The organism is Pseudoalteromonas sp. B160 (genome assembly GCF_037162485.1).
GTDB lineage: Bacteria > Pseudomonadota > Gammaproteobacteria > Enterobacterales > Alteromonadaceae > Pseudoalteromonas > Pseudoalteromonas rhizosphaerae.
The window spans coordinates 1,220,399-1,242,758 of the sequence record NZ_JARLUX010000001.1 but is presented as its reverse complement, the minus strand read 5'-3'; the positions used below and the strand labels follow the sequence as shown (position 1 = coordinate 1,242,758).

Sequence of the window (22,360 nt, the reverse complement as noted above, 5' to 3'; positions counted from 1 at the left end):
GTTAACTGGTGTCTGGTTACATATTTTACATAAATGATAACAATGAGACTAAATAGTATTAAGCTATAGTTAAGTTGTTAGTGCTATTATTTCAACTATATTAGCCCAAGGGCATTTTGGAGATAGACAATGAATACATTTAAAAAAGTAGCGATGGCTATGTTAGTTGTACTGCCTGTATTTGCTCAAGCAGGAGAAGCTGTCGTAAAATGGCAAGACTTCAATGACTACCGTGATGTACGTCCTTCAAATGAACCTAAAGGCTCATACCATAAACATGTAGCGAGCAGTTTTGAAAAGCACTTTAATAAACTGGCAGAAAAAGTTGCCTGAAGGGTATAAGTTTAATGTTGAAGTGACTGAGCTGGATTTAGCCGGTGATGTACGCTTTGGCGGTATGAATGATTTACGTATTGTAAAACCAATTTATTTTCCACGCATTGAGTTTCAATATTCGGTTACTGATAAAGACGGTAACGTGATTAGTCAAAGCGATAAAGTCGAATTAAAAGATATGGGCTTTATGGATAAAATTAAAATGGGCCGTGATGAACAGTTTTACTATGATAAACGTTTGATCACTGATTGGTTTGATAAAGAATTACTGCCAGTTGTTACCCCAAGCTAAATTAAGAGTAAAAAGCGCTACAGTTTAATGATAGCGCTTTTATAGTTACTTGAACGTTGCGAGTAATTGCAGTAACTGTTGTAATTTAATAACAGTGGTTTTTAGCTTTTCTTCACTAAAACCTTCTGAACTTAAGCTTTCTACATCTGCAGCTACATCTAATACATAAGGTTTGAAGCGTTTTGCTTCAAAGGTAAAACCAGCATCGGCAGGAAATAACGCTGTAAATTTACCTAAGCCTTGTTGTTGCAACTCATCTAATTTTTTATCTGCGTCAAGAGACTGGCGATAAACAATTTTTAAGTTGGCATTGAGTTGTTCAATAATTGAATCCATTTTTTTCCTAAAGCTTTAGACCGCAATGCCGATATAATACGGGTAATAAGCTAAAAAGTCAGGTATGAGCTATGAATATATCAGGTGGAAATCTACCGGCCATGAGTGGCGCGGGTCAAAGTGGCGAAGTATACAGCGCAGCATTGGCAAAAAAACAGCAAAAAGCGGATGGTGCAGCAGCACTGGCACTTATTGAAGGTGCCGCTAGTTCGAGCGCTGCACAAACGCCAGCAAAATCAGTTACAGCTTCGCTTGGCAATAACGTTAACGTATACGTTTAAGTCTTGTGTTTATAAAAGCTTGAGGTCAATCGGCGTTTTACTTTTTGACCGCCGATTTCGCGCATCAGCTTTGGTACTAAAAATCCTGGCAATGCGATAAGCATTTCGGCCATGATTTTGCGTGCCTGTGATTCGTCGATATCAAAATGACTCGCTCCTTCAACTTTATCAAGTAAATATAAATAATAAGGCAGTACGTCGGCATCAAATAACGCTTCGCTTAATGCGACTTGCGCTTCGCTGGTATCATTTACATCTTTTAATAGCACCGCTTGATTGAGCAATGTGACACCTACCTTTTTGAGTTTTTGCATTGCCACTTTAAAATCATCATCAATCTCGTTGCCATGGTTAATGTGATTAATAAACACAATTTTAAGTGGAGACTTTGCAAAACGTTCGCACAATTGGTCAGTAATGCGAGATGGGATCACCACCGGTAGGCGGCTATGAATTCGCATTCGTTTAATTTGTGGTAATTGTTCAAGCTCATCCATAAACCAACTAATTGCGTCGTCTTTGGCCATTAACGGATCACCACCACTTAAAATCACCTCGTTAATATTAGCATCCGATTTTATGTAATCGAGCGCTGCAATTAAGCTGCGTTTATTTAGCTGATTTTCTTGGTATGGAAAATGGCGACGAAAGCAATAACGGCAATTAACGGCGCAACCAGTTTTAAACATCACTAAAACTCGGGATTTATATTTGTGTAATAATCCTGGTTGAGCGTTGTTTTGCTCTTTTAATGGATCTTTATCAAAACCTGTTTTAGCGATAAACTCTTGGTGGCGCGGCATGACTTGCAGCAGTAATGGGTCATTAATATCGCCATAACGCATTTTTTTGATAAAAGGCACAGGCACACGTACCGGAAAAAGAGCTCGTGCTTTGAGGTCTTTTTCGTCGGCCATGCTTGATAAACCTAGCATTTCTAGCAAGGTGCGTGGGCAAGTAACAACATTAGCTAATTCTTTTTGCCAGTTTATATGCAAATTTGCTTCATTTCTTTGTATCATTGGTAGGTAGATTACTCGAAATTATTAGATAGAGGAAACGATGGCGAATTATAGCACCAACGAGTTCAAGGGCGGCCTAAAAATTATGATGGACGGCGAGCCTTGCAGTATTTTAGAAAATGAAATGGTAAAACCTGGTAAAGGCCAAGCGTTTAACCGTGTTCGTATTCGTAAACTTATCTCTGGCAAAGTACTTGAAAAAACTTTTAAATCAGGTGAGTCAGTAGAGGGTGCTGATGTAATGGATACCGATCTTGCGTATCTTTACACTGATGGTGAGTTTTGGCATTTCATGAATAACGAAACATTTGAACAAATCGCAGCTGATGAAAAAGCGCTTGGCGATGCTGGTAAATGGTTAGTTGAAAATGATGTATGTACTATTACTTTGTGGAACGGCAATCCAATAGCTGTTGCACCACCTAACTTTGTAGAGCTTGAGATCACTGAAACAGATCCTGGTCTTAAAGGCGACACAGCAGGTACTGGTGGTAAGCCAGCAACGCTAAGTACTGGTGCTGTTGTGCGTGTACCATTATTCGTACAAATCGGTGAAGTAATTAAAGTCGACACCCGTAACGGCGAATATGTAAGCCGTGTTAAGTAACTTTAATATAGCTTAATAAATCCCAGCTTAAGCTGGGATTTTTTTGGAGAAAATATGTCAGCAGATCTTTGGCAACCAAGCGCACAAGTAAATACTTTGGCACAACGAGCCGCAATTTTACGCACTATTCGGGAATTCTTTTACCAACGCCACGTTATGGAAGTTGATACGCCTAGTTTAAGTGCAGCGAGTGTTACTGATGTTCATTTAGCGAGTTTTAAAACGCAGTTTATTGGCCCCGGTTTCGCGAAAGGCTTACCGCTTTACTTACAAACATCACCAGAATTTGCCATGAAGCGATTATTGGCAGCCGGCAGTGGTGCTATTTACCAAATTTGTAAGGCATTTCGTAACGAAGAGGCGGGCAGCCATCATAATCCTGAGTTTACTATGTTGGAATGGTATCGCCCTGGGTTTGATGAGTTTGCGCTGATGGATGAAATTGATGAATTAATGCAGCTTATCTTAAATGTTCCACCTGCAGAGCGTTTAACCTATCAAGATGCTTTTACCAAAGCATTAGGACTTGATCCGCTCAGTGCCACTATTGAACAGTTACAAACACTTGCCTGTGAACAGGGGTTTGCTGATATCGCTAAGCATGAAACTCACCGTGATACGTTACTACAATTATTATTTTGTATGAAAGTTGAGCCAACAATTGGCCAACAAAAACCTTGTTTTATTTATCATTTTCCTGCATCGCAAGCCGCACTGGCGAGTATTTGTGAGCATGATATTAGAGTCGCTGGGCGGTTTGAGCTTTATTATCAGAACATGGAGCTGGCGAATGGTTTTAATGAGCTCACCAATGCACAGGAGCAAGCTAAACGTTTTACTGAAGATAATGCATACCGCAAAGCGAATAACTTAACACAAGTGCCTATGGACACCCGTTTAATCGCCGCTCTTGAGCATGGTTTACCACAATGCGCAGGAGTAGCATTAGGGGTTGATAGGTTAGTGATGTTAGCAACGCAAAAAAACACCATAAAAGAAGTCATCGCGTTTGATGTAGGTAGGGCTTAAAAGGCTCAAGATTCAAGGTTAAGAAAAGGTAAAAGTAATCTAGCTTTTACCTTTTAACTTATCCCTTGAAACTCGTTTTTATAACTCGTAGATAAATGTGACGCCGGCAACCATTGGTTCGCCAAGCTGAGTGTATGTGTGAGTTGCATACCCTTCGCGTGGGTCGTTACCAAATTCAAAACCACGTGTAGGTACTTCTTCATCAAATACGTTACGTGCCCAAGCGCGAATTGACCATTGCTCAGCCTCGTAACCAGTAGTTAAATTAACTAAATTAATGTTCGGTGCCTGCGAGTTGTGGCTATCTGAGAAGTAATAATTATCTTTACCTTCAATGCCGATTGTAGCAAATAACTCGTCAGTAAAGTTATAGCGAGCCGTGAATGCATACTGGTATTTAGGCGCTTGTGATTGCTCGCGACCATCTTGATCTAGACCAGATTGAGCGACAAAGTCATTGATTTTAGTATGTAAATAACCAGCGCTACCGGTGAAAAATAAGTCATCAGTTAATTGGTAACTGCCTTCAATTTCAAGGCCGTAATTCTCTCCAGAGCTGGCGTTATCAATATAACCAGTAAACTTTTGGTCTTCCACTTTCCAGGCTTTTAACTGCATATCTTCGCGATACATATAAAAGGCCGCTAAGCGCAGAATAAATTTTTCATCTAAAGAGCTACCTTTAACGCCAAATTCACCACTCCATAGGTACTCTGGTGCGAAACTAGTGTGGTTTTTAAAGAAATCAGCATCAAGGTTTAAACCGTCATCTTTCGCTTTGGCGAGTGCTTCAGAGTTAATCCCTCCTGCTTTATAACCACGAGTTAGGCTGGTATAAATCATGGTACGGTCAATGACTTGATACTCAAGGGCAAGTTTACCACCGACCATCACATCATCAGTACTTTCAATAAAACCATTATTATCGGTGTAATCACCTTGGTATTGCTCAACGCGTAAGCCTGTTATTAAGGTGGTTTTATTACCAATCGGCGTTGCTAGTTGGCCGTAAATTGCGGTATTACTAGTTTCATAAGTTGAAGCGAATGGAGCTGCAAGCCAAGTGTATTGGCGTTCTAAATCAACATTACGGGCTTGATAATAAAGTCCCGTAACCCAGTTACCACCTTTGCCATTAAATTGCAGTTCAGCAGCCTGGTCTTGACGATCTCGAAAGTAGCTATCGGTTGAGCTATAACCATCGGGGTGTAGTCCTGCACCGCATAACTGCGACTTATTAATATCGTTACATACCCAGTCTTCATCAAAGCTATAAACTAAATCACTATCAATACCTGATAAGTTTAAACTGACATCAAACCAAGCAAAGCCAGTGTAGATGTTGGCAAGACCTACCGCGATACTTTCTTGGTTATCTTGGCCTGGGTGATCGGCTACACTATTACGGCTATTATCAAGCGTAAATGCATCGTAGCCGTTATTGATATCAATATAATGAACACTTAATTCAGTGCGAAGATGATCTGTAAGTTGGCTGTGTAGTTTAAAACGACTAACCAGTTCATCTTGCTGTTGTGTTGACTCGTTTAAATATAGGTTATCAACATAACCATCAGACTCACGTTGATAAATACTAGCGCGCACTGCGGTGCTGTCTGTAATACCAATACCTGCGGCAACACCCGCTTCATAACTGTTGTAGTTACCTGCGCCTAGCTGCACTTTGACGCTTGGATCAAAAGTTGGATCGGCTGATTCCATTTGGATCATACCAGCCATACCATCAGCACCAAAGCGAGTACCTTGCGGACCGCGATAAATCTCAACTTGGTTTACATCAAACAGTAATGAACTACCACCTAAGCCGGAATAATTAATGCCATCGATCACTAAGCCAACAGAAGGGTTAATAGGGTCAACAAATTGTGAGCGTAAACCAACCCCTCGAATTTGGATGTAACGGCCACGAGAAGCACCAGCGGTAAAATTTACGTTGGCAGCACTGGCAAGCATTTCGTCTAGAAAACTAGCACCTCGGTCATTAATTTCGCGTTCGCTAAATAAACTGGCACTGGCACTAAGGGTTTGAATGCTTTCTTTTTGAAAGTCTCCGGTGACGAGTATTTTTTCAAGTTCAGTATCTTCAACAAAAGCTGGGGCGCTTATCAAAGGTAAAAGCGCGGCAGTAATTAAAGACAGGCGTAATTTCATTCTATTACTTAACTCCATTTTAAGGACTTGCATGATAGCAACTATTCTCATTAAAGTCGTGATACCAGTTATATTTATGTGCTATAAACGCGCACAGTATACATAATAAGGAATACAAATATGACCTTTAAAGTTGACTTTAAAGTACGCGACTACGAATGCGATTTACAAGGCATTGTAAATAATAGTGTGTATTTTAATTACCTAGAGCATGCGCGCCATGAGTTTTTGCATGCGAATGGGGTTGATTTTGCTCAGCTTACTCGCGATAAAATTAATTTAGTCGTAATGCGTAGCGAGATGGATTATAAGCAATCACTAATGCTCGGAGATGAGTTTTATGTCGCTGTAGAGCCTGAGCGTATTAGTCGCTTAAAGTTTGGCTTTCGACAAACAGTGGTAAGAAAGCATGATGAAAAAGTGATGTTAAAGGCACTGGTGATTGGCACCGCGGTGAATGAGCTAGGTCGGCCATTTTTGCCCGATCAAGTTGATCTACTATTTAAGCCTGAGTAATTTTCCGGTGCCACCTTTTTTACTATCTTAGAACATTTTTTTACATTAAAAACATGCATTATTAACGGTATAAACTGTTATTTATTGTTATCATGTTGCAATTGAGTTTTAGGTTAGTAATTACATGAAATTAGCAGCAATCCCGATGCTTATAATCGGTTTATGTATTGGCTGCTCATCGACAGGGACAGTCACCAGTGAGCAATTAAAATACACTAAGTGGCAACTATCACGGGTTGATGGTTTAGCAATCCCTGCATCATATTCAGCATCATTAAGTTTTATTGAAGCTCTGCAAGTCAATGGTTTTGCTGGTTGTAATAAATTTTTTGGTGAAGGTCAACTTGATGATAATCATTTAACGGTGAATAAATTAGGTATGACCCGTAAATCATGCGGAGATGAGTTGGACGAGTTTGAACTGCAGTTTTTAAATGCGTTAAAGCAAGGTGTGCCACTGCAAATTCAAGATCAGCAATTGGTTTTAAATGGCGAGCAAACATTTGCGTTTATTCCCGCAAGTTGATCTCTTGCAGGCTTGCAATATCTAACGTACACTCGTTAGCGAACAATATATAGAATTTTACTTGTCGGAGTGCCTTGAGTTTTTAACTTAAAGGCTGAGATCGCGAAAGCGGGATCCGTGAACCTGATCAGGCTAACACCTGCGTAGGGAACAAGCTGCCTAAAACGGGTGCTTGTGCGCCAGTTTTGGGCATAAGCACTGTGGCTGCCAAGGTTGGTAGTGCTTTTTTGTAACACCAATCTACGATCCATGTAGCATTTGCTACTCTCTATTGCGTTGCTTTTTATCGCACTAGCAGTATCTGACAAGACAACCCTTTTAGCAATGAGGTAAGTCATGTCAAACACATCAAATAAACCGTCTCGCCGCGAAACTCGTGCGGCTGCATCAGATTATATTTATAACCTTACTGGGCAACCATTTCCAAGCTCACACAAAGTTTATGTACAAGGTACGCAAGATAATGTGCGTGTTGGTATGCGTGAAATTACTTTGAGTGATACCTTTATCGGTGGCACCGATGAAAACCCAGTGTACGAATCAAATGCACCACTGCGTGTTTATGATACGTCAGGCCCATACACAGATCCTGATTTTACTCTAGATGTTCGTAAAGGGCTGGATAAGTACCGCGAACAGTGGATTGAAAGCCGTGGAGATACTGAAATTTTAGGCTCAGTCAGCTCGCAGTTTTCTCAGCAACGCATGGCCGATGAAGGCCTTGATCATATTCGTTTTGAGCATCTCCCAAAAATTCGCCGCGCTAAAGCCGGTAAAAATGTCACGCAAATGCATTATGCTCGCCAAGGTATTATCACACCGGAAATGGAATATGTCGCAATTCGTGAAAACATGGGCCGTGCGCAACTTCAAAAAGAGTTATTAGCACAGCAGCACCAAGGCGAGTCGTTTGGTGCGAGTATCCCTGAGTTTATTACTCCTGAATTTGTGCGTGATGAAATTGCCCGTGGTCGTGCGATTTTACCTAACAACATTAATCACCCAGAAACCGAGCCGATGATTGTAGGGCGCAATTTTTTAGTGAAAGTGAACGCTAATATTGGCAACTCATCAGTTAGCTCATCTATTGAAGAAGAAGTTGAAAAAATGGTCTGGTCAACCCGCTGGGGCGCTGACACAGTTATGGATTTATCAACGGGTCGTTATATTCATGAAACTCGTGAATGGGTAGTACGTAACTCACCAGTGCCAATTGGTACAGTGCCTATTTATCAAGCGCTTGAAAAAGTAAATGGGGTTGCCGAAGATCTAACGTGGGAAATTTTCCGCGATACTCTAATTGAACAAGCCGAGCAGGGTGTGGATTACTTTACTATTCACGCGGGGGTGTTATTACGCTGCGTTCCAATGACGGCAAAACGTGTCACTGGGATTGTGTCGCGCGGCGGTTCAATTATGGCGAAATGGTGTTTAGCGCATCATAAAGAAAACTTCCTTTATACTCATTTTGAAGATATTTGTGAGATTTTGAAACAGTACGATGTGTGTTTCTCATTAGGAGATGGCCTGCGTCCTGGTTCAATTGCAGATGCCAACGATGACGCGCAATTTAGTGAACTGCGTACGTTAGGTGAGCTGACCAAAATCGCGTGGAAACACGATGTACAAGTGTTTATTGAAGGCCCAGGGCATGTGCCAATGCATATGATCAAAGCTAATATGGAAGAGCAGCTTAAGCATTGCGACGAAGCACCTTTTTACACCCTTGGCCCGCTGACAACTGACATCGCCCCAGGCTATGACCATATCACCTCTGGTATTGGGGCGGCGCAAATTGCATGGTATGGCTGTGCAATGCTGTGTTATGTCACACCAAAAGAGCATTTAGGTTTACCAAATAAAGAAGACGTTAAAGAAGGGCTGATCACCTATAAAATTGCCGCTCATGCCGCCGATTTAGCCAAAGGTCATCCCGGAGCGCAAGAGCGTGATAATGCGTTATCAAAAGCGCGTTTTGAGTTCCGCTGGCATGACCAATTTAATATTGGTTTAGACCCTGTTCGTGCTCGTGAATACCATGACGAAACACTGCCACAAGAATCTGGCAAAGTAGCGCATTTTTGCTCTATGTGTGGGCCAAAATTCTGCTCAATGAAAATCACCCAAGAAGTAAGAGAATACGCTAAAGATCTAGAAGCCAGAGGCATAGATCCTAACAACGTAGGTGATGCTATTGAGATCAAAATGGTCGATGTTGAAGCCGAGATGCAAGCTAAATCAGCCGAATTTAAACAAAGCGGCTCAGAGATTTATCATAAAGCGGTTTAAAAACTAGTTAGCGAGTTAGAGAGTTGGCGAGTGAAAAGCTCGCTAACTTTACTCTTGTAGCTAGAAAACTGAATTAAGGATTCTCATGTCTTACAATATTGCGGTGGTGGGGTTTGGTTTAACGGGGCGTTTAACGGCGCTTGAGTTGAGTTTACAGCATCGGGTAACTGTTTATGAAGCGGGTGACGAACAAGCGCTTGATAGTGCAGGAAGAGTGGCAGCGGCGATGCTTGCACCACTGGCTGAATCTGTATTCTGCGAGCAAGACTTGGCCTTGATGGGGCTGGATTCAATAAAGCGTTGGCCGAGAATTTTAGCGCAACTTGATGAAGCGGTGTTTTTCCAACAGCAAGGCACACTTGTGGTTGCACACCAGCAAGATAAAGGTGACTTACAAAGTTTTATACTGCGTTTAAAGCCTTTAGCTGAACATCAAGGACATCAGTTAACAGGGGCACATATTGCTGAATTAGAGCCAGAGCTTACAGGGCGTTTTAACCAAGGTGTGTATTTACCTTGCGAAGGGCAAATTGATAATCAGGCTTTTTATCAAGCTAGTTTTAACACTCTAAAGCAGCGTAATGTGAGCTTTAAGTTTGCACAACAGGTTGATGTAACATCGCTAAATCTACAGCAATCGTTTGATTATATTATTGATTGCCGTGGCCTTGGCGCTAAAAGCGCAGCGTGTAAGCTACGCGGAGTGCGTGGTGAAGTAGTGCGTTTGTACGCCCCTGAGGTTAATTTAACGCGGCCAGTGCGGTTAATGCACCCGCGTTATCCTATTTATATTGCTCCGAAGCCAAATCATCAATACGTAATTGGCGCGACAGAAATTGAATCACAAGATAAGGGGGCTGCCACTGTGCGTTCGACTCTTGAGTTGTTGTCAGCAGCGTACACAGTACACAGTGGTTTTGCTGAGGCGCGAGTGTTGAATATTCAAACCGGCCTGCGTCCTGCATTTAGTGATAATCGCCCGCAGATTTCCCAGCAGCAAAATGTGATCAGCATTAATGGCTTATATCGTCATGGTTATTTACTCGCACCGAGTTTAGTGGCCGATGCCATTGCACGGATAAAATAAGGCTTATTATGAAAGTAAGTATGAAAATAACAATTAATGGTCAACATTTTGAGTTAGCAGATAACGCCAATATAGCCCAAGGTTTGACGCAGTTTGCAGCAAAAGAGCCTTTTGCAGTGGCGCTTAATGGTCAATTTATACCGCGTAGTCAATGTGATACTACCTTACTTAACGAAGGCGATAGCATTGAATTACTGTCACCGATCCAAGGTGGCTAATATGAGTAGCGTAATATCAGATAGTTTCAGTATTTATGGTGAGCAGATCACTAGTCGGTTATTAATTGGCTCAGCACTTTATCCATCACCTGCGGTTATGGCCGATTCGATTGTTGCCTCTGGCGCGCAGATTGTTACTGTGTCATTACGACGTCAACAAAGTGCCGCCGCAGGAGATGACTTTTGGCAATTGATCAAAGATACGGGCTTAAAAATTCTACCCAATACTGCAGGCTGTCACAGTGTCAATGAAGCAATTACACTGGCACAAATGTGCCGCGAAGTGTTTGCTACCGATTGGATAAAACTTGAGTTGATTGGTGATGATTATAACCTGCAACCAGATCCATTTGCATTACTGGAAGCGACACAGATTTTATTAGCCGAAGGCTTTAAAGTATTACCTTATTGTACTGACGACTTAGTGTTATGTCAGCGTTTAGCTGATGCAGGGTGTGAAGTACTGATGCCGTGGGGAGCGCCTATTGGCACAGGTAAGGGCTTGTTAAATAAATATAACTTAAAAACTATTCGGGAGCGCTTACCCGATACCACATTGATTGTTGATGCTGGCCTTGGCTTACCATCACACGCCTGCCAAGCGCTTGAATTAGGTTATGATGCGGTGTTATTGAATTCGGCTATTGCAGGGGCGGGCTGCCCTGTTACCATGAGTCATGCATTTAAAGCAGCCGTTGATGCGGGTCGTTTTGCTTACCGAGCAAAGGCGATGCCAGAAAAAGACGTCGCTGCGCCATCTACGCCCACTATGGGTATGCCATTTTGGCATCAACAGTAATAAATGAAGTAAAAAATTAGGAAATACGTAACTATGAATCATGTTGTTTGGACAATTGCTGGCTCTGACTCTGGTGGTGGTGCAGGTATTCAGGCGGATATTAAAGCGATGCAAAGTTTTGGCGTCCATGGTTGTACAGCGATCACCGCATTGACTGCGCAAAACAGCCTAGGCGTTGAAGCACTTAACCCGATTTCAACCGATGTTATTGAGTCGCAATTACTCGCCCTTGAAAGCGACATGAAAGCCCGTGTTATTAAAATTGGTATGCTTGCCAATGTGCAGCAAATTCAATTGATCAGTGAGCATCTAAAACATTATAAAGCCACTTGGCCGGTTGCGCCTTTGGTTGTATATGATCCGGTGGCCATTGCTAGCAGTGGTGACTTACTGACAGAAGAAGATACCGTTAGCGCAATTAAAGAATGCTTATTGCCGCTGGTGGATGTGATCACTCCGAATACCCATGAAACGCAGTTGCTCACTGGGATATATTTAATTGGTCCCAGTGCTGTGATCGAGGCTGCGCAAAAGCTGCAAAGCTGGGGCGCAAAAGCGGTGCTGATCAAAGGTGGCCATTGGGATTATCCAAGCGGATATTGCATTGATTACTGCAGTGATGCCAGCTCTTATGGCAGTAATGAATATTGGCTTGGTAACGAAAAAATTCAAACGCCGCACAGCCATGGTACCGGTTGTAGTATGGCGTCAGTGATTGCAGCGTGTTTAGCGAAAGGTTACCCGCTTAAAGATGCCTTTATTTTAGCCAAAGCCTATATAAATCAAGGCTTAAAAGCTGCGGTTCGTTATGGTGAAGGAATTGGCCCTGTGGCACAAACGAGCTTTCCCGATAATCTTGATGATTACCCACAAGTCATTGAAGCGGGTAGTTGGCTGGGTGATGAGCTGGATTTTGAACAACCAAACGAATTTACTATGGCGGCAGGTTTTACTGAGTGTGAAAACAAACAGCTTGGTTTATATGCAGTGGTTGATAGTCTCGATTGGTTAGAAAAGTGTTTAGCGCAAGGCGTTAAAACTGTACAACTTAGAATGAAAAACGCCAGCGAAGAAGAGCTTGAACACGCTATTGCTGCGGCGGTCACACTTGGTAAAAAGTACGATGGCAATGTGTATATCAACGATCATTGGCAGCTGGCGATCAAACATGGCGCTTATGGTGTGCATTTAGGTCAAGAAGATTTACTTGAGGCTAATCTGGTGGCCATTAAAGAGTCGGGCATGCGTTTGGGGATTTCGACCCATGGTTTTTATGAAATGCTGCGCGCTCATAATTACCGCCCGAGTTATATGGCGTTTGGCGCTATTTACCCAACCACGACCAAAGATATGACAGGGCAAATTCAAGGGCTTGAAAAGTTAAAGCGTTTTGTGCCGTTAATGAGTGATTACCCAACGGTAGCTATTGGTGGCATTGATTTATCACGAGCGGGCGAGGTTGCTGCAACCGGTGTTGGCAGTGTAGCTGTTGTTAGGGCTATTAGTGAAGCAAGTGACTATCAACAGGCGATTGCCGATTTACAAGTGGCTATTAATAGCAATGAGTGAGGCAATAAAAGGATCTTTATCTGACAAAGAGCAGTTACGTTACAGTCGTCATTTAATGCTTAAAGAAGTCGGCTTTGAAGGGCAGTTAAAGCTCAAAGCCGCTCACGTTGTGGTAATTGGAGCGGGGGGTTAGGCAGCCCCGCATTACTGTATTTAGCTGCGGCTGGCATTGGCGAATTAAGCTTGTTAGATGATGATAAGGTTGAGCTTTCAAATTTACAGCGCCAAGTGCTCTATAAAGTAAATCATTTAGGGCAAGATAAGGTCAGCGCTGCGGGCAAAGTATTAAGCAGCTTAAATAATCAAATCAAGATCAACACAGTAAGTGCAAAATTAACCACTGAAAATGCTGAGCAAGTTTTTACTGGCGCAACCTTAGTACTTGATTGCAGCGATAACTTCAGCACTCGCTATGTAGTAAACCAGCAATGCTTGGCACTGGGTATTCCACTGGTGTCGGGGGCGGCAATAGCGAGTGAAGGGCAGCTGATGTGTTTTGATTTTCGCCAGCCACAGAGCCCTTGTTACGGGTGTATATTTGGAGCACAACCGCAACAGCAGGCGCTTAATTGCAGTAACGCGGGCGTGCTTAGTCCGTTGTTAGGTGTTATTGGCTCGATGCAAGCACTGTTGGCAGTTAATATCTTGCTGGGCCATCATCAAGGCAGTCAGTTTATTCGTTTTGATGGGCTAAGTTTAGCGCAGCAGCAGTTTAAATTAACTAAAGCGCCCGAATGTACTGAGTGTGCAGGGAAAGAGCTTAAATAAAAAACGCGGCATGACTGCATTAGTCGGTCCGCGTTTTTAATTAAAATGAGTTATAACTTAATTATTAATTAGGTATTAATCATCAATCATCAACTTTAGCAAACGGTGTGCCCATGCGAGTCACTGTGCCTGGTTTTTGATCATCAAAGATATCTGCTTTATTAGCACCCCAGGCTAAAATAACCGTGGAGCCTAATTTAAAGCGACCCATCTCTTCACCCTTTTTCAAGGTAATTGCATTTTCACCTGAGGTTTTGTAGTTCCAGCTAAATACATCTTTACCTGCTGGTGGTGTAACTGTACCGGCCCAAATAGTTTCGATACTGGCAACAATTGTTGCACCCACTAATACCATAGCAAGCGGGCCAATTTCAGTCTCAAAAATGGCTACTACGCGTTCGTTACGAGCGAATAGATTAGGTACATTTTGCGCGGTAAGTGGGTTTACTGAAAATAAATCACCGGGGACGTAAATCATTTTACTCAAGGTGCCATCAATCGGCATATGAATACGATGATAATCTTTTGGCGCTAAGTAAATCGTTGCAAAGTCGCCGCCTAAAAATGGCGCTGTATCTTGCTCTGAGCCGCCAAGTAAAGCTTGTAAGCTATAGTTGTGATTTTTAGCTTGAATAAGCTGGCCTTCAACAATTGGGCCTAATTGACTGATGGCACCATCTACAGGGTGAGTAATGATGTCATCTTCAGTGTTTAATGGCCGAACGCCTTCTTTTAAAGGACGAGTAAAAAACTCATTAAACGTTTTATAGTGAGCTGGGTCGCTATATTGCGCTTCATTCATATCAATTTTATATTGTTTAATAAACAATTTAATTAAAGTAGTTGTTAGTGCACCTGCTTTAGCTGCAGCTAACTTGCCTACCATACGGGATACAAAATGTTTTGGCATTGCGTACTGCATTGCGATTTTGAATTTGTCTAAACTCACAAGTTTTTTCCTAAAAAATTATACGCGTGGAGCACGAGCACCCGCTCGGCCATCGGCCATTGTTTCTAAAATTCTATGGTAGCTATCAAAACGTAGCTGTGAAATATCACCATCATCGATTGCTTGGCGAATTATACAGCCTGGATCATTTAAATGTTTACAGTCTCTAAAGCGGCAACCGCCAATAAACTTGCGAAACTCTTTAAAGCACCAAGTAACACGCTCTACATCTAAGTGCCACAAGCCAAATTCACGAATACCAGGGGAATCAATTAAGTTACCGCCTGAAGGTAAGTGATGAAGTCGTGACACGGTTGTTGTGTGTTGGCCAAGGCCACTATTTTCAGAGACCTCTTTGGTCAGTATTTCGGCATCAGGTAAAACAGTGTTAACTAAAGTTGATTTCCCCACACCACTTTGACCAACAAAAATACTATTTTTATCAATTAAGGTTTCTTTGAGTGCATCAATACCGTAACCGGTTTTATTACTTACTAGTAATACTTGATAATCAAGTGACCTATAAATATCCAAAATTTTGTTGATGTTAGCAAGCCCAGGCTCATCAATTAAATCTATTTTATTGAGCACTAAAATAGGCTCAATGCCCATATCTTCGCAGGCAATTAAATAGCGGTCGATAATACTGGGGGTAAACTCTGGTAGTACCGCAGAGACCATCAAAATCTGGTCAATGTTGGCGGCTATGACTTTTACACCGTCGTAAAAATCAGGGCGAGTAAGTTGCGAGCGCCGTTCATGCATCGCTTCTATAACGCCAGCTAAATCACCTTCGCTGACTTTTGCGCGGCGAAATTGCACTTCGTCTCCGCAAACAATACCTTTAACGGTACGGCGAATATTGCAGCGCAAAACATCTCCGTTATCAGTTTCAATATCGGCATGTTGACCAAACCGACTGATCACCACGGCATTTTCAGGCGCACCTAAATTGTCAGTTTGCCATTGCTCAACCTTGTTAGTGGTTGGCGCAGAATCTGCATTAGACAAGCGTTTTTGGTGATTGGCCTTAATCCTACGGGATTGACCTTTACTTAATTTCTTCTGTTTTGCCACTTTTGGCCCATAACTTAGTTAAATGTCGTGCTTTTTGAAAAAAAAGCTTTAGGTCGACTGATGATACTAATATGATATATCTAAATGCGTTAGATCTAAAGGAAAGCACCGCAAGGTAATTATGTCTTTTCATAAATCAAATCTGATTTGGCTCGACCTCGAAATGACAGGTCTTGAACCAAGTACAGACAAAATACTCGAAATCGCCACGGTTGTCACCGACAGTGCGTTAAACATCTTGGCTGAAGGGCCAACTATTGCTATTCATCAAAGTGATGAATTGCTTGATGGTATGGATGAATGGTGTACTAAGCAACATGGTCAGTCAGGGTTAACTGCACGCTGTAAAGCGAGCACATTCACAGAGCAAGATGCTGTTGAACAAACTTTGGCATTTTTAAAGCAGTGGGTTCCTGCAGGCGCTTCGCCTATGTGTGGTAATTCAATAGGCCAAGATAGACGCTTTATGAATAAATATATGCGTGAACTGGAAGATTACTTCCACTATCGTAATTTAGACGTAAGCACTATCAAAGAACTAGCAAGACGCTGGAAACCAGAAGTTTTAGCACAAGTGCACAAAAAAGGTTCACACCTTGCTCTTGATGATATCAAAGATTCCATCATGGAATTAAAAGTCTACCAAGAAAAATTCTTTAATTTGTAAAAAACACTTGCAAACACATCGGATTATTGTAGAATCCTGCCCCGCTTAAGACGATAACCCCCGCGGGGTTAGTGTGCTTGAGCAATTTGAATGCGGCACTAGTTCAGTTGCCGGAACGTTCACCGCGACCTGTCGCGGACCAACGGAAAAATTACTGACTATTTTGAATGCGGCACTAGCTCAGTTGCCAGAACGTTTACCGCGACTTGTCGCGCACCAACGGACAAATTACTGACAATTTTGAAATGCGGCACTAGCTCAGTTGGTAGAGCGCGACCTTGCCAAGGTCGAGGTCACGAGTTCGAGCCTCGTGTGCCGCTCCAATTTCTCACCAAAGAAATTGCAGCAAGTTTCAAATAAAAGCTATAAACTTTTTTAGAACCTATAACCTAAAAATTATAATGCGGCACTAGCTCAGTTGCCAGAACGTTTTACCGCGACTTGTCGCGCACCAACGGACAAATTACTGACTATTTTAAAATGCGGCACTAGCTCAGTTGGTAGAGCGCGACCTTGCCAAGGTCGAGGTCACGAGTTCGAGCCTCGTGTGCCGCTCCAATTTCTAACCAAAGAAATTAGAGTAAGTTTAAAGTGAAAATATTATGCGGTACTAGCTCAGTTGGTAGAGCGCGACCTTGCCAAGGTCGAGGTCACGAGTTCGAGCCTCGTGTACCGCTCCAATCTCTTTAAGCAATCTAAAATAAAATATGCCAAGGTCGAACTAAGTCATAAGCAGTTCGAGCCTCGTGTACCGCTCCAATCTCTTAAAAATGAATACCCACCCAAGTTTGATTGACAAGCAGTTATTGCTTAAAGCACATATCCAATTTATTTAGTATTTCAATTTAAATAGTTTTATTTAAACTTGCCCTTGCAGCGTTGCAATAATACGTCTTGCGCCGCCATGATCACGATGTTCGCCTAAATAGATCCCTTGCCATGTACCAAGCTGTAAACGTCCTTGGCTAATTGGAATCGTTAGCTCGCAGCCTAAGGTACTCGTTTTTATATGCGCAGGCATATCATCATCACCTTCGTAATCATGACGATAATAAGGTTGGCGCTCGGGAACAAATTTATTGAAGTGACTTTCCATATCCATACGTACTGTCGGATCAGCATTTTCATTAATCGTTAAGCTGGCTGAGGTATGCTGTATAAAAAGGTGTAATAAGCCAATTTGGTAATCGGAAATCTCAGGGAGTTGGCTGAGTATTTCGCTATCAATAATATGAAAGCCTCGAGAGCGAGGCTTTAAAAGTAGTTGTTTTTGCAACCAGCTCATATTTTATCGAAACTAACTTCAATATTGGCATTACCGGCATCAGAGGTAAATGGGATCAATATTTTTGCCCCTTCACTTTTATGAGTTATGGTATGACCTTTACCAGACACAACGATTGGTGTAGCCATATTAAAGTCATAGCCTTTTTCACCAAGTAAATTTTTTGCCCCACCAGTGACCATATTGGTAATTTCACCAACCATATCGGTTACTTCTTCATTGATCGAATCAGGGCGTTCACCTAGCATTCTTTCCATAATAGTCAGGGCAAGGCTCTCATCAAAAGTGATCGAAAATGAACCTTTAGTTTGCGGTCCTACCATGCCAATTAATCCCGAAACGTCGCCACAGGCAACTTCATCTTTTTTTATTTTCGGCTTACCCGGTTTTAGTTCGGTTTGCGCCATTGTGCTGAGCACATTTAATAAAGATGATAAAAAAGGATTGATGAACTCTACATTCATTATTGTTTATCCCTCGAATTTAGCAGTTTAACTGCGGTTATACGTTAAAGTGTAGTGAGTTATTTTAGCTCTGCACTTAATTATTCTTTACAATTTCCACATCTACCATGGGCTTCAATAGTTTGCCCTGATACGACGAAACCACTCTCAGCAGCAAGACTATTAAGTTCATGCGAAATCACGCTAGAGTGTAGCTCTTTGACAAAACCACAACTATCGCATATCAACAGTTGTACAGGGTGGATATGATCAAAATGATGACACAACATAAATGCGTTAGTACTTTCAATTTTGTGAATAAAACCTAATTCAGCTAAAAAGTCTAAGGCACGGTAAATTGTGGCTGGTTTTGCTCCTGATTCAGTGAGTTTTAGTTGCTCTAATAAATCATAAGCGCCCACTCCGCCTTGCGCACTTGCTAATAGGCGAAATACTTTTTCACGAATTGGAGTGAATCGCGCACCGCGATTGTCACACACTTGTTTGGCTTTACTAACGAGTGATTCTATTTTCATCTTCTCTTATCCTTACGCTACCGTGATATACTAACATACTGTATTGTAGTTGCAGCGTTTTTATTAGACAGTTTTATTCTAGGAAGGCCAACAATGAATGAATTATTAGCGGTATTTATTTTCTTTTTTGCGGTTATTGATCCAATCGGTACTGTGCCTGTTTTTATAGCCTTAACACGCGGTGATAGTGACAAATTCAAACGTAAAGTCGCGTTGAAAGCTGTTCTGGTGTCTGCTGGGGTACTATTGTTTTTTGTTGTCGCTGGGGAGCTGCTTTTAAATGCTATCAATATCCCCTTGTCAGCGTTTCAAATCGCAGGTGGTATCGTGTTATTGCTGTTCGCTTTGTCTATGATCTTTGGTGAAAGTAAACCAGAAATGGAAATTAAAAGTGTACGTGATAGCACTGAAACGGCCATTTTCCCTTTAGCTATTCCATCAATCGCCAGTCCAGGTGCGATGCTTGGCGCTGTTTTGATGACTCGTAACACTGAATACACGTGGGTTGAGCAGTTAATTACTTCATCAATGATGTTAGCTGTTCTTGTTGTGGTACTTGTGCTGTTACTGTTGGCAACCCATGTTCACAAATTAATTGGTGACAGCGGTGCGAGTATCATCAGCCGGATCATGGGTTTGATCCTTTCATCAGTTGCCGTGACAAATATACTCGACGGGATAGCCCACTATTTTGGCTTACAAGTATTTACATAAAGGCTGTGTATTGCTGTTAAATAGCTATTGTCATATAAAATTTTGAATTGTTGCTTAGAATTATCTAGATTAAATATAACGTAATAAAATTTAAGGAATGAAAAATGTTATTAAAAAAGATTATTTTATGCGGTTTTCTTGTTTTGGGATTAACGGCTTGCGTTGAACCGCCTCAAAGCGAAATGAAGGTTATTCAAGTTACTGACTATGATTTTAGCCATAATGACAATCATGCTGTTACCGTATATTTCGGTCATACGGGAGGAGATCATTACACCGTTACTTTATTACGAGACGAAATTAAAGAGGGAGTGTTTATTGAATCTTCCGCTAAAAATGCGCCTAATTTAGTGTTTGATGCCAGTTGGGCTGGTGAATATTATGTGCAGTCAGCTAAGCATGATACTCATTCATCTTTAAAAATACTTGAGCTAAATAGCGAAGCTAAAGTTGCTAAATTTGAAGTCGCAGCACGTTTGGTTAACCCCAAGCAAAAAAATGATTATATAAGCTTAGAAAAAACCACCATTACAGTGCAAGGCCAGCAATTTGATAATCTAACAAAATCGTTTTAAGTATATTATCTAAAGCGCAGCATACATTTTTGTTGCTGCGTTAAACAACTCAATCTCTGCTACCGACAAACAACAACTTGCTTACGATTGAAGCTCGGCTTTGATTTGTGTAAAATATAGTGCCTTCCAATGAGGGAATAACCCTTATACTTATATATCATCTGAGGATTTTACTTTGAATAGACGTTTTTCTGTGGCCCCGATGCTCGATTGGACAGACCGCCATTGCCGTACTTTTCATCGTAAAATGACCAAGCATGCGGTGCTTTACACCGAAATGGTAACAACCGGTGCGATTTTATTTGGGCGAGGTGATTATCTACACTTTAATACACATGAAAACCCCGTTGCTTTGCAATTAGGTGGCTCTGATCCTGAAGCTTTGGCAAAGTGTGCAAAACTGGCTGCTGAACGTGGTTATGATGAAGTAAACCTGAATGTTGGTTGCCCTTCGGATCGAGTGCAAAATGGCCGCTTTGGTGCGTGTTTAATGGGCGAGCCGCAGCTTGTTGCTGATTGTATTGCAGCAATGAAGGCGGAGGTTACTATTCCTGTTACGGTGAAAACACGCATTGGTATTGATGAGCAGGATTCATATGAGTTTTTATGTGCGCTGATCGAAGCGAGTCATAAGGTTGGCTGTGATGACTTTATTATTCACGCTCGTAAAGCATGGCTAAAGGGATTAAGTCCGAAAGAAAACCGTGAAGTTCCACCGCTTGATTATCCGCGTGTTTATCAACTGAAAAAAGATTACCCACAACTTGATTTAAGCTTAAATGGTGGGGTTAATACCATCGCTGATAGTCTTGTTCATTTAGCGCATCTTGATGGCGTTATGATCGGTCGTGAAGCGTATAGTAATCCATTTATATTAAGTGAAGTGGACGAGAAAATTTACGGTGATACTGCGTGTACATTATCCCGTCATGACGTGGTGCGTTCAATGTATGGTTATATTGAAGATGAAATGCGCCAAGGCGCTAACTTTTGGCATATAGCTCGCCATATGTTGGGTATTTTCCAAGGCCAACCAGGGGCGCGAGGATTTAGACGTCATTTATCTGAAAACGGCCATGGTAAGCAAGCCGATTTATCAGTGATGGATAAAGCATTAAGTTTTGTGCCTGAATAGCTGAAATTTTAATCTTGAAAGCCACTTTTTAGTGGCTTTTTTTGATCCTAAAATTTAGTCAAAATATCACTTTTTTAGTTAATTTAACGTATTTTAATTCAGCTAAACGTCACTTTTAAATTGATGTTATCTTTCTATCCTATTGTTATTTATTGTTTTAGTTGTTTTTCTAACGACATGGCATAAGTCTTGGAATCTCCTTGGTGTAATCACCCATAATCAACAGGAGAAAATCATGGGCCTAATGAATCGTGTTAATGATCTAATTCAATCAAACTTGGTCGCTGTGCTTGATAAGGCAGAGGATCCAGCAAAACTACTTAATTTACTTATTATCGAGATGCAACAAGCTCTGAATGAGTGCCGTACTACCGCTGCAGCGATTTTGTGTGAAGAAAAAGCATTGAAACGCCAGCAAAGCGATAAGTTAACATCCATAGCACAATGGCAAGAAAAAGCCGAAATAGCCGTCAGTAAAGGTCGAGATGATTTAGCCACAGCCGCATTAAAAGAAAAGCAGCGTGTAGCCGCTGATATGGCAGCTGTTGAACCTGAGCTCGTTAAATTAACCGATTCAATGGCCAAGTTAGCTGACGATGCACAGCGTTTACAAGACAAACTTAGTGCTGCCAAAGCAAAGCGGCAGAGCTTAACTCAGGTGCATAGTGTTTTAAATGCACGAGTACGAGTTAATCAACAGTTACATAGCGATAAAGTGGCACATGCACTGTCGCGTTTTGATGTGATTGAGCGCCGAGTTGAGTCAATTGAATCACAAGTGGAAGCATACGAAATGGCTGCAGCTAATCAATCAGACACGGCAATGCAAATTGATGCGCTTGTTAAAGACGAAGCCTTGGATAAAGAGCTTGCAGCACTTAAAGCTAAAGTAAAACAGTCGGCTTAGGAGTTATAAAAATGAATACATTTAATAACAATACTCAATGGAGTAAAGATCCATTAAATAAAAAAATATCGGGAGTATGTAGTGGCTTAGCGCGTCGGTTTGACTTTCCGATTTGGGCAACTCGATTAGCAACTATTGTACTGTTTATTCAGTTCCCACTATTTATAGGTGCGGGTTATTTAATTGCACATTGTTGTTTAGACAACAAGGTTTATTAGGAGAGCG

General features: G+C 41.6%; 23 protein-coding genes, 3 tRNA genes, 3 pseudogenes and 1 riboswitch. Of the genes and pseudogenes, 21 read left to right on the top strand and 8 right to left on the bottom strand.

The window, feature by feature from the left end; all coding sequences use genetic code 11:
- The first annotated feature begins 129 nt into the window (after positions 1-129).
- Positions 130-628, top strand: a pseudogene (locus P4S61_RS05790) (DUF3016 domain-containing protein).
- Positions 629-673: 45 nt separating this feature from the next.
- Here the strand turns inward: P4S61_RS05790 and P4S61_RS05785 are convergent.
- On the bottom strand, positions 674-964 hold the full coding sequence (locus P4S61_RS05785) for a prephenate dehydrogenase (RefSeq protein ID WP_145234613.1): 291 nt from the start codon (positions 962-964) through the stop codon (positions 674-676).
- Positions 965-1,035: 71 nt separating this feature from the next.
- Between P4S61_RS05785 and P4S61_RS05780 the strand changes: the two genes are divergently transcribed.
- Entirely contained in the window at positions 1,036-1,245 is a 210-nt protein-coding gene (locus P4S61_RS05780; protein ID WP_145234615.1) for a hypothetical protein, read from the top strand.
- Positions 1,246-1,254: 9 nt separating this feature from the next.
- Here P4S61_RS05780 and epmB read toward each other — a convergent pair.
- Positions 1,255-2,267 (bottom strand): annotated as a pseudogene (gene epmB / locus P4S61_RS05775) (EF-P beta-lysylation protein EpmB).
- A 40-nt stretch (positions 2,268-2,307) separates the two neighbouring features.
- On the opposite strand from epmB, the gene efp reads away from it, so the two are divergent.
- Positions 2,308-2,874, top strand: coding sequence for an elongation factor P (gene efp / locus P4S61_RS05770; protein ID WP_145234620.1), 567 nt, complete (start codon positions 2,308-2,310; stop codon positions 2,872-2,874).
- A 54-nt stretch (positions 2,875-2,928) separates the two neighbouring features.
- On the top strand, positions 2,929-3,903 hold the full coding sequence (gene epmA, locus P4S61_RS05765; RefSeq protein WP_145234622.1) for an elongation factor P--(R)-beta-lysine ligase: 975 nt from the start codon (positions 2,929-2,931) through the stop codon (positions 3,901-3,903).
- A gap of 78 nt (positions 3,904-3,981) precedes the next feature.
- Here epmA and P4S61_RS05760 read toward each other — a convergent pair whose 3' ends face one another.
- Positions 3,982-6,075, bottom strand: a complete 2,094-nt coding sequence (locus tag P4S61_RS05760) for a TonB-dependent receptor (RefSeq protein WP_337117928.1) — start codon at positions 6,073-6,075, stop codon at positions 3,982-3,984.
- 120 nt (positions 6,076-6,195) lie between these two features.
- Between P4S61_RS05760 and P4S61_RS05755 the strand changes: the two genes are divergently transcribed.
- The 8 genes and pseudogenes from P4S61_RS05755 (at position 6,196) to P4S61_RS05720 (ending at position 13,847) form a co-directional block, all read left to right on the top strand.
- Complete coding sequence (locus P4S61_RS05755) at positions 6,196-6,591, top strand: acyl-CoA thioesterase (protein WP_337117927.1); 396 nt, start codon at positions 6,196-6,198, stop codon at positions 6,589-6,591.
- A 124-nt stretch (positions 6,592-6,715) separates the two neighbouring features.
- A complete protein-coding gene (locus tag P4S61_RS05750) occupies positions 6,716-7,117 on the top strand; it encodes an META domain-containing protein (protein WP_310736442.1) in 402 nt (133 codons plus the stop codon).
- A 55-nt stretch (positions 7,118-7,172) separates the two neighbouring features.
- Positions 7,173-7,284: riboswitch (TPP riboswitch) on the top strand.
- Between the two features lie 169 nt (positions 7,285-7,453).
- Positions 7,454-9,406, top strand: a complete 1,953-nt coding sequence (gene thiC, locus P4S61_RS05745; protein WP_337117926.1) for a phosphomethylpyrimidine synthase ThiC — start codon at positions 7,454-7,456, stop codon at positions 9,404-9,406.
- A gap of 85 nt (positions 9,407-9,491) precedes the next feature.
- The gene (locus tag P4S61_RS05740; RefSeq protein WP_182785220.1) at positions 9,492-10,493 is read left to right on the top strand and encodes an FAD-dependent oxidoreductase; all 1,002 of its coding nucleotides are present in this window, start codon (positions 9,492-9,494) and stop codon (positions 10,491-10,493) included.
- 20 nt (positions 10,494-10,513) lie between these two features.
- Positions 10,514-10,711, top strand: coding sequence for a sulfur carrier protein ThiS (gene thiS, locus P4S61_RS05735; RefSeq protein WP_145234634.1), 198 nt, complete (start codon positions 10,514-10,516; stop codon positions 10,709-10,711).
- A gap of 1 nt (position 10,712) precedes the next feature.
- Complete coding sequence (locus P4S61_RS05730) at positions 10,713-11,510, top strand: thiazole synthase (protein ID WP_149983249.1); 798 nt, start codon at positions 10,713-10,715, stop codon at positions 11,508-11,510.
- Between the two features lie 33 nt (positions 11,511-11,543).
- Positions 11,544-13,079 carry a thiamine phosphate synthase gene (thiE, locus tag P4S61_RS05725; RefSeq protein ID WP_182732513.1) on the top strand — a complete coding sequence of 512 codons (1,536 nt, stop codon included), beginning with the start codon at positions 11,544-11,546 and terminating at the stop codon, positions 13,077-13,079.
- Positions 13,072-13,847 (top strand): annotated as a pseudogene (locus P4S61_RS05720) (HesA/MoeB/ThiF family protein). Before thiE ends, P4S61_RS05720 begins: the two are co-directional and overlap by 8 nt.
- 82 nt (positions 13,848-13,929) lie before the next feature.
- Here the strand turns inward: P4S61_RS05720 and asd are convergent.
- Together asd and rsgA are read right to left on the bottom strand one after the other, a co-directional pair.
- Entirely contained in the window at positions 13,930-14,796 is an 867-nt protein-coding gene (gene asd, locus P4S61_RS05715) for an archaetidylserine decarboxylase (RefSeq protein ID WP_182732511.1), read from the bottom strand.
- Positions 14,797-14,814: 18 nt separating this feature from the next.
- Positions 14,815-15,873 (bottom strand): small ribosomal subunit biogenesis GTPase RsgA, encoded by a 1,059-nt coding sequence (gene rsgA, locus P4S61_RS05710; RefSeq protein WP_145234644.1) that lies wholly within the window; start codon positions 15,871-15,873, stop codon positions 14,815-14,817.
- Positions 15,874-15,994: 121 nt separating this feature from the next.
- On the opposite strand from rsgA, the gene orn reads away from it, so the two are divergent.
- From orn to P4S61_RS05690, 4 genes are all read left to right on the top strand, one after another.
- Positions 15,995-16,540: an oligoribonuclease gene (gene orn, locus P4S61_RS05705; RefSeq protein WP_145234646.1), complete on the top strand. Its 546-nt coding sequence runs from the start codon at positions 15,995-15,997 to the stop codon at positions 16,538-16,540.
- A 247-nt stretch (positions 16,541-16,787) separates the two neighbouring features.
- Positions 16,788-16,863 (top strand) — tRNA-Gly (locus P4S61_RS05700).
- Positions 16,864-17,022: 159 nt separating this feature from the next.
- A tRNA-Gly gene (locus P4S61_RS05695) sits at positions 17,023-17,098 on the top strand.
- Positions 17,099-17,144: 46 nt separating this feature from the next.
- Positions 17,145-17,220, top strand: a tRNA-Gly gene (locus tag P4S61_RS05690).
- A 179-nt stretch (positions 17,221-17,399) separates the two neighbouring features.
- On the opposite strand, the gene P4S61_RS05685 is transcribed toward P4S61_RS05690, so the two are convergent.
- The 3 genes from P4S61_RS05685 to P4S61_RS05675 form a co-directional block, all read right to left on the bottom strand.
- Complete coding sequence (locus P4S61_RS05685) at positions 17,400-17,825, bottom strand: secondary thiamine-phosphate synthase enzyme YjbQ (RefSeq protein ID WP_145234649.1); 426 nt, start codon at positions 17,823-17,825, stop codon at positions 17,400-17,402.
- The gene (locus tag P4S61_RS05680) at positions 17,822-18,289 is read right to left on the bottom strand and encodes a chemotaxis protein CheX (RefSeq protein WP_145234652.1); all 468 of its coding nucleotides are present in this window, start codon (positions 18,287-18,289) and stop codon (positions 17,822-17,824) included. The genes P4S61_RS05685 and P4S61_RS05680 overlap by 4 nt, the downstream gene beginning before the upstream one ends.
- A gap of 80 nt (positions 18,290-18,369) precedes the next feature.
- On the bottom strand, positions 18,370-18,804 hold the full coding sequence (locus P4S61_RS05675; RefSeq protein WP_145234655.1) for a transcriptional repressor: 435 nt from the start codon (positions 18,802-18,804) through the stop codon (positions 18,370-18,372).
- A gap of 93 nt (positions 18,805-18,897) precedes the next feature.
- On the opposite strand from P4S61_RS05675, the gene P4S61_RS05670 reads away from it, so the two are divergent.
- From P4S61_RS05670 to P4S61_RS05650, 5 genes are all read left to right on the top strand, one after another.
- The gene (locus P4S61_RS05670; protein ID WP_145234657.1) at positions 18,898-19,518 is read left to right on the top strand and encodes a MarC family protein; all 621 of its coding nucleotides are present in this window, start codon (positions 18,898-18,900) and stop codon (positions 19,516-19,518) included.
- Between the two features lie 104 nt (positions 19,519-19,622).
- Positions 19,623-20,093, top strand: a complete 471-nt coding sequence (locus P4S61_RS05665; RefSeq protein WP_145234659.1) for an outer membrane lipoprotein-sorting protein — start codon at positions 19,623-19,625, stop codon at positions 20,091-20,093.
- Between the two features lie 175 nt (positions 20,094-20,268).
- A complete protein-coding gene (gene dusA / locus P4S61_RS05660) occupies positions 20,269-21,228 on the top strand; it encodes a tRNA dihydrouridine(20/20a) synthase DusA (RefSeq protein ID WP_220495331.1) in 960 nt (319 codons plus the stop codon).
- 235 nt (positions 21,229-21,463) lie between these two features.
- Positions 21,464-22,135 (top strand): PspA/IM30 family protein, encoded by a 672-nt coding sequence (locus P4S61_RS05655; RefSeq protein WP_182735668.1) that lies wholly within the window; start codon positions 21,464-21,466, stop codon positions 22,133-22,135.
- An 11-nt stretch (positions 22,136-22,146) separates the two neighbouring features.
- Positions 22,147-22,353 carry a PspC domain-containing protein gene (locus tag P4S61_RS05650; RefSeq protein ID WP_145234665.1) on the top strand — a complete coding sequence of 69 codons (207 nt, stop codon included), beginning with the start codon at positions 22,147-22,149 and terminating at the stop codon, positions 22,351-22,353.
- Positions 22,354-22,360: the final 7 nt, after the last annotated feature.

Excerpts from the sequence above, each read along its gene's own strand:
- thiC (WP_337117926.1), top strand. The coding sequence starts at position 7,454 with ATGTCAAACACATCAAATAAACCGTCTCGCCGCGAAACTCGTGCGGCT.
- P4S61_RS05740 (WP_182785220.1), top strand. The coding sequence starts at position 9,492 with ATGTCTTACAATATTGCGGTGGTGGGGTTTGGTTTAACGGGGCGTTTA.
- P4S61_RS05665 (WP_145234659.1), top strand. The coding sequence starts at position 19,623 with ATGTTATTAAAAAAGATTATTTTATGCGGTTTTCTTGTTTTGGGATTA.
- P4S61_RS05780 (WP_145234615.1), top strand. The coding sequence starts at position 1,036 with ATGAATATATCAGGTGGAAATCTACCGGCCATGAGTGGCGCGGGTCAA.
- P4S61_RS05670 (WP_145234657.1), top strand. The coding sequence starts at position 18,898 with ATGAATGAATTATTAGCGGTATTTATTTTCTTTTTTGCGGTTATTGAT.
- efp (WP_145234620.1), top strand. The coding sequence starts at position 2,308 with ATGGCGAATTATAGCACCAACGAGTTCAAGGGCGGCCTAAAAATTATG.
- P4S61_RS05655 (WP_182735668.1), top strand. The coding sequence starts at position 21,464 with ATGGGCCTAATGAATCGTGTTAATGATCTAATTCAATCAAACTTGGTC.
- P4S61_RS05675 (WP_145234655.1), bottom strand. The coding sequence starts at position 18,804 with ATGAAAATAGAATCACTCGTTAGTAAAGCCAAACAAGTGTGTGACAAT.
- P4S61_RS05650 (WP_145234665.1), top strand. The coding sequence starts at position 22,147 with ATGAATACATTTAATAACAATACTCAATGGAGTAAAGATCCATTAAAT.
- P4S61_RS05680 (WP_145234652.1), bottom strand. The coding sequence starts at position 18,289 with ATGAATGTAGAGTTCATCAATCCTTTTTTATCATCTTTATTAAATGTG.
- P4S61_RS05750 (WP_310736442.1), top strand. The coding sequence starts at position 6,716 with ATGAAATTAGCAGCAATCCCGATGCTTATAATCGGTTTATGTATTGGC.
- P4S61_RS05760 (WP_337117928.1), bottom strand. The coding sequence starts at position 6,075 with ATGAAATTACGCCTGTCTTTAATTACTGCCGCGCTTTTACCTTTGATA.
- P4S61_RS05685 (WP_145234649.1), bottom strand. The coding sequence starts at position 17,825 with ATGAGCTGGTTGCAAAAACAACTACTTTTAAAGCCTCGCTCTCGAGGC.
- thiE (WP_182732513.1), top strand. The coding sequence starts at position 11,544 with ATGAATCATGTTGTTTGGACAATTGCTGGCTCTGACTCTGGTGGTGGT.
- thiS (WP_145234634.1), top strand. The coding sequence starts at position 10,514 with ATGAAAATAACAATTAATGGTCAACATTTTGAGTTAGCAGATAACGCC.
- orn (WP_145234646.1), top strand. The coding sequence starts at position 15,995 with ATGTCTTTTCATAAATCAAATCTGATTTGGCTCGACCTCGAAATGACA.
- P4S61_RS05730 (WP_149983249.1), top strand. The coding sequence starts at position 10,713 with ATGAGTAGCGTAATATCAGATAGTTTCAGTATTTATGGTGAGCAGATC.
- P4S61_RS05785 (WP_145234613.1), bottom strand. The coding sequence starts at position 964 with ATGGATTCAATTATTGAACAACTCAATGCCAACTTAAAAATTGTTTAT.
- epmA (WP_145234622.1), top strand. The coding sequence starts at position 2,929 with ATGTCAGCAGATCTTTGGCAACCAAGCGCACAAGTAAATACTTTGGCA.
- P4S61_RS05755 (WP_337117927.1), top strand. The coding sequence starts at position 6,196 with ATGACCTTTAAAGTTGACTTTAAAGTACGCGACTACGAATGCGATTTA.